Source organism: Microcystis sp. M31BS1, assembly GCF_020245285.1.
Taxonomy (GTDB): Bacteria; Cyanobacteriota; Cyanobacteriia; order Cyanobacteriales; family Microcystaceae; genus Microcystis; species Microcystis panniformis.
The window spans coordinates 1-5006 of the sequence record NZ_JADBVE010000227.1 but is presented as its reverse complement, the minus strand read 5'-3'; the positions used below and the strand labels follow the sequence as shown (position 1 = coordinate 5006).

The 5006-nt window shown below is 41.7% G+C and carries 8 protein-coding genes and 1 pseudogene; 5 read left to right on the top strand and 4 right to left on the bottom strand.

Features of this window, described 5'->3' with window-relative positions; genetic code table 11:
• Positions 1–225: 225 nt before the first annotated feature.
• Both minC and IM509_RS13440 read right to left on the bottom strand, forming a co-directional pair.
• The gene (gene minC / locus IM509_RS13445; RefSeq protein WP_052277940.1) at positions 226–1053 is read right to left on the bottom strand and encodes a septum site-determining protein MinC; all 828 of its coding nucleotides are present in this window, start codon (positions 1051–1053) and stop codon (positions 226–228) included.
• Between the two features lie 12 nt (positions 1054–1065).
• Entirely contained in the window at positions 1066–1458 is a 393-nt protein-coding gene (locus tag IM509_RS13440; RefSeq protein ID WP_052277941.1) for a hypothetical protein, read from the bottom strand.
• A gap of 900 nt (positions 1459–2358) precedes the next feature.
• Between IM509_RS13440 and IM509_RS13435 the strand changes: the two genes are divergently transcribed.
• The 5 genes from IM509_RS13435 to IM509_RS13415 all read left to right on the top strand — a co-directional run bounded on the left by IM509_RS13435 (position 2359) and on the right by IM509_RS13415 (position 4185).
• Positions 2359–2679: a hypothetical protein gene (locus tag IM509_RS13435; RefSeq protein ID WP_002793380.1), complete on the top strand. Its 321-nt coding sequence runs from the start codon at positions 2359–2361 to the stop codon at positions 2677–2679.
• On the top strand, positions 2669–3112 hold the full coding sequence (locus tag IM509_RS13430) for a type II toxin-antitoxin system YhaV family toxin (protein WP_052277942.1): 444 nt from the start codon (positions 2669–2671) through the stop codon (positions 3110–3112). Before IM509_RS13435 ends, IM509_RS13430 begins: the two co-directional genes overlap by 11 nt.
• Before the next feature lie 146 nt (positions 3113–3258).
• Positions 3259–3540, top strand: a complete 282-nt coding sequence (locus IM509_RS13425) for a type II toxin-antitoxin system RelE/ParE family toxin (protein WP_052277943.1) — start codon at positions 3259–3261, stop codon at positions 3538–3540.
• A 16-nt stretch (positions 3541–3556) separates the two neighbouring features.
• A complete protein-coding gene (locus tag IM509_RS13420; RefSeq protein WP_002733868.1) occupies positions 3557–3871 on the top strand; it encodes a HigA family addiction module antitoxin in 315 nt (104 codons plus the stop codon).
• 86 nt (positions 3872–3957) lie between these two features.
• Positions 3958–4185 (top strand): type II toxin-antitoxin system YhaV family toxin, encoded by a 228-nt coding sequence (locus IM509_RS13415; RefSeq protein WP_052277944.1) that lies wholly within the window; start codon positions 3958–3960, stop codon positions 4183–4185.
• Between the two features lie 136 nt (positions 4186–4321).
• Here IM509_RS13415 and IM509_RS13410 read toward each other — a convergent pair whose 3' ends face one another.
• Entirely contained in the window at positions 4322–4822 is a 501-nt protein-coding gene (locus IM509_RS13410) for a hypothetical protein (protein WP_185238046.1), read from the bottom strand.
• 69 nt (positions 4823–4891) lie between these two features.
• Positions 4892–5006, bottom strand: a pseudogene (locus IM509_RS13405) (IS1 family transposase); the annotation flags it as partial.

Here is a 5006-nt window from a genome sequence, read left to right as displayed (position 1 = left end):
GTTATCAGTTATCAGTTATCAGTTATCAGTTATCAGTTATCAGTTATCAGTTATCAGTTATCAGTTATCAGTTATCAGTTATCAGTTATCAGTTTTATAGAGTTTTTCGTTTCAACGCAGTTAATCGCTATTTTTACCAGTCACTGAATCACTGTTTACTGATCACTGTTTACTGATCACTGTTTACTGATCACTGGTCACTGATCACTGTTTACTGGTCACTGATCACCTTTTTTCGACCCACCCCACTTGATCTTTAAAGGTGTAGGTTCTGGAAAAATTATAAGCCCCAATGATGCGGATTCCTCCTTCGCTGATACAGGCGATTTCTGGTTCTATGCGATCGCTATCTAAAGCTGGAGACCTTGCCACTAATTCGGCGATCCTCAGTTGAGTTAAGTCGATTCGCAAGGCCATAATTACCGCTGCTCGATCGCCTCGGAATCCCGCATGAGCTACACCGCGTAAACCTCCCCAAACTAATATATCGCCATCAGCGACGATCGATCCGCCGGGGTTGACATCGCCCATGATTATAACTGTACCGGGGTGACGGATTTCTACACCCGATCGCAGGGTGGTTTTTAAGTACAAAGGTTCGGCAAGGGGAGATTGGGAAGGTTGCTCATCCCCGAAAACCCCCGGATTGGAGCGCATTTGTTCGACATTGTAACCCATGGTTGCCGCCGCTACTGCGGTTTGTCTTCTTTGGGTTTGGATCGTGTGCAGGGGTAATTCGGCACTGTCTAAAATTGTGGCGATCGCTTGTAGTTGCCGCGTATCCATCAGGCGATCATTGACCTGTAGGTGTACAGGTGTTCTAGCGGGGCAGTTTTGACCGCTATTACGGAGATAATATTTCAATCCTGTCAAGATATCTGTCCAATCCTGACTTGTCTCCCCGGCGCCGGTTTCGGGTAAAATTAGCACCAATTTCTCACCCTCACTTTTTAGGTGAATTTGGGCGTATCTTGACCTTACCGAGGCTGATGGCTCAATTTTTTCGGTTTCTAGGTCGATTTCTTGATTTATTCCGGTTTTAGTTTCATCCATAAAGATAATTTTTTACTTAAAAAAGACAAAGCGCAAAATAGCGATCAGCAAACCGACGGAAGCGGTAATCAGTGAACCGCCTAAAATGGTTATTAATGCCCAAATTTGATTTTTTTGACTGCCCTCGACTATTTTGAGGCGATTATCCATCCCTTCGACTCTTTCGGTTAATTTTGCCTGTCCTATCTCTAGGGATTTAACATCTTGCTTGATTTCCTTAATATCAGCTTTAATTTCGCCAATATCAGCTTTAATTTCGACGATACTATTCTCGATCGCCGTGAAACGAGTTTCCATCGCCGTGAAACGAGTCTCGATCGCCGTGAAACGAGTCTCGATCGCTTTTTGTCCGTTGATAATTAAGTCTTCTAGCCTTTGCAAGTCCGTATCGGCAACAGTTTTCATAAAAATTAACTGGCTATCAGCATAGATGTTTCTTTCATTATGAACCTTGAGCAGCCAGCAGCAGTGGGAATTAGGAATTATGAATTAGGAATTGCGGCTGATGCGAGATAGAGAGGTTTGTAAAATCAAAGGGAGGCATCACGATAAAGGTAATCACTCCAAAGCATGAGGCCTCCCATGAATAGGATAGATGCTCCCACCCTCTTGACTATTATTTATGTCCTGGTGGATGACTGGTATCAAGAACAGGGATATCGCTTGACTCCCATGCTACCTGGACCTGAGCCTAGTTTCAGTGATAGTGAAATGTTGACCTTTTGGTTTATTCCCCGAACGCTCCCGCAGCAGAATCCGTATTGCAGTTCATTCAAAGCAACAATATCCTAGCCGACAAGGGGTTTATTGGTAAGTAGTCGTGCAAAATTAATTTCCTAGTAAAGATAGGCACTCATGCAAGAGGCAAAAGGCAAGAGGGGGTTAGATATGTGTAATTAGGGTCTGCTGAATAAATCTAAAAACCTTGTTGGATAAGACTTTTAGACTTGTTTTTACTCAAAAAGTGCCAGCCGTTGCGGGGATCGGGGGGAAAATTCAGGTACTTTTTCCCTGAAAATTAGGTAATTGACTACCTCAAAATCGGTAAAACCCCACACCCCACACCCCACACCCCACACCCCACACCCTGCCCCCAGGAAAAGCTTTTTCAGCAAACCCTAATTAATTTTGCTTAGGTACTTAAATCGAAATCCGCTAGTTTTACTCGATGGCTTTCTCGGCGCGCTCCCCTATAGTATATATGTATGGGGGAAGTTCAGCTAAAACGCGGTTGAGAAACTGGGCAACCTTGTATGTTATTAAATTATGTAATAACATGATATGTAGTAAACCTTGCCTAAAATCATGAGTAATAAACAATACAATCTAACCTGGGCTAGAATAGGCAATGCTTCAGGTTTCCGTCTGAGTGCCAGTTTTTTTAAGGATAATCCCCAATTCAAAGAAGCTAAAGGTGCTGTTGAAGTTATCAGTCCTGATACCTTATTAGTCCGCTTACAGCCTCAATCTGTAGAACAGGAGGAAGATGAACTAATGATGAGTTTATTCTTAGATTTTCTGACCAAGCAAGCCCTATTAAATCCTGATGCTGAGTTAGAAGCTTATACGGAAGCAATGGCGGCGGTCGATGAAGAGTTGATGACAGGAGTAGAACTTGATAGTTAACGGTTGGCGAATCTACTTCATTAAAAGACTTTTTGGGCAACAACGCCGCGATTTACAAGTTGAGGTTCGTAAACTAAAAAACACCTTGCCAACAGAAGCATACCGTACTCATTCTACAGTCAAACTCTACAGGGCGATTATGGTCGCCATTAAAGAAAAAATCCCTCTCGACCCTTTTGCTTCCCATTTTGCTCTGACTGGGGCGCTCAAGCATTACGGAAGAGTCAAAAAGATGGGACTACCTGACCGTTATCGCTTATTCTTTCGGGCTATACAAACCGAGGAGTATAAAGCAATTTTTGTTTTATGGCTAGGCTATCCTCGCAAACAAGGGGATAAAAATGATTGTTACAAAGTTTTCACAAAAATGGTTCAGCGAGGTGATTTTCCCAGTTCTCTTGACGCTTTAATCCTTGATAGCCAAGAAGATTAGCTAGTGATAAGGTGGTTGAAAAAGCGATCGTAACCCACAGATACACTTTCAACTGCGCCTCCACAGAAAGATTGCGATCTAACATTAGCATGAGATCGACGATCGCACTAAGATGATATGATAGTAGTGCATTTTCCTAATTATTGATGATTAAGAGTTTTGCATCTAAGGAGACAGAGCAGTTATTCAAACGTAAATTTTCACGAAAATTACCTCAAGATATTCAACGAAATGCTCGGAGAAAGCTAGAAGTTTTAGACGCGGCCGAAACTTTACAGGATTTATACATTCCTCCATCTAATCGGTTGGAAAAACTCTCAGGAGATAGAAAAAATCAGCATAGTATCCGAATTAACGATCAGTGGCGGATCTGTTTTATTTGGAAAAATGGCAACGCCTACAATGTAGAAATAGTCGATTATCATTAATTGTTACTCAATAATCATGACTGAGAAAAAATTATTAGCCCCCATTCATCCTGGTGAGATTCTGTTAGAAGAATTTCTCAAACCGATGGAAATTAGCCAAGAACGTTTGGCAGAAGATCTTAATGTACCAATAGAGCAAATCAAGGAAATTATCGAGGAAAAGCGAGGAATTACTGCCGATATTGCCTTAAGGCTTTCTCGTTATTTTGGTATGTCTGAAAGGTTCTGGATGAATCTTCAAACAAGGTATGATATTGAAGTAGAAAAAGATAGGCTCAGAGAACGTTTAGAGAAGGAAGTAAAAGTCTATGCTGCTTCACAAGCACTGTAGCATAACCGAAAAAATAGGGGAAGAATAATAATTTTAACCCCCCGTAGGGTGGATTAGCGCAGCGTAATCCACCATTACATCAATTATTGAATAACCATAGATTAGGTGCGTTACACTTCGTTAACGCACCCTACAAGAGCCGCGATCGCACTATACAAACCAAGGAGTATAAAGCTATTTTTGTTTTATGGCTAGGCTATCCTCGCAAACAAGGGGATAAAAATGATTGTTATAAAGCCTTCACAAAAATGGTTCAGCGAGGTGATTTTCCCAGTTCTCTTGACGCTTTAATCCTTGATAGCCAAGAAGATTAGCTAGTGATAAGGTGGTTGAAAAAGCGATCGTAACCCACAGATACACTTTCAACTGCGCCTCCAGAGAAAGATTGAGGTCTAACGTCCACGTTCAGCAGTTGCCGAGATCTTTAGCATCTCACCTAGGCGGCTTGAGTCAATCCGCTGCACCAGGGTTGTTAGGCGGCTGCTTTTTGCCCCGCTTTTTTTGATACCACTTCCAGAGAAAAGGAGATAGTGGTACAAGAATACTTGCCCATAACCACTGCCAATTACCCGCAACAAAAGTTGAGATACGCTGACCTACAGAAACCTCTACTTCAATTGTCTTATCAAATGTTCGTATCACAAGTGGCACTTTTTGATTCGATACATTGATAATGGCTGACAGCGTAAGATACAGATTCTGATCCCCATCTTTCGTCGGGGTGACTTCCCATTTCCACTGCGTTGTTTTACCTCTATAAACAGCCTGTTCCTGTGGAACTAATGCCTCAATCTTAAAACCTAGTCCCGAAAGGTCTGCTTCCATTCGATTTGATATTTGTATCCGTGCTGACTCAGTTTGTTCACGAGACTTCAAAGAAGATTGAAGCTCTTGGACAGATTTGGTTGGTGATAGAAGTAACTCGATAGTTTTAGGTTCTTCAAACTTCATTTTCTTGGGTGTATCAAACGCAATGTTTCCCCATTCAAGATTACTGGCGTTGCTGAATTAAGCTATGAATCAGTAAGGAATAGGCACTTCTTGAAACTTCAGATAATGAATTAATAAACGAATAGAGTATCCTAACATTTCTGTAGACTTAGAATAGCAGAGTGTTTTGCGATGCAATCGGGCT

Bases quoted from the DNA above. Each gene is read 5' to 3' on its own strand.
- IM509_RS13425 (WP_052277943.1), top strand. From the start codon at position 3,259: ATGATTAAGAGTTTTGCATCTAAGGAGACAGAGCAGTTATTCAAACGT.
- minC (WP_052277940.1), bottom strand. From the start codon at position 1,053: ATGGATGAAACTAAAACCGGAATAAATCAAGAAATCGACCTAGAAACC.
- IM509_RS13410 (WP_185238046.1), bottom strand. From the start codon at position 4,822: ATGAAGTTTGAAGAACCTAAAACTATCGAGTTACTTCTATCACCAACC.
- IM509_RS13440 (WP_052277941.1), bottom strand. From the start codon at position 1,458: ATGAAAACTGTTGCCGATACGGACTTGCAAAGGCTAGAAGACTTAATT.
- IM509_RS13420 (WP_002733868.1), top strand. From the start codon at position 3,557: ATGACTGAGAAAAAATTATTAGCCCCCATTCATCCTGGTGAGATTCTG.
- IM509_RS13435 (WP_002793380.1), top strand. From the start codon at position 2,359: ATGAGTAATAAACAATACAATCTAACCTGGGCTAGAATAGGCAATGCT.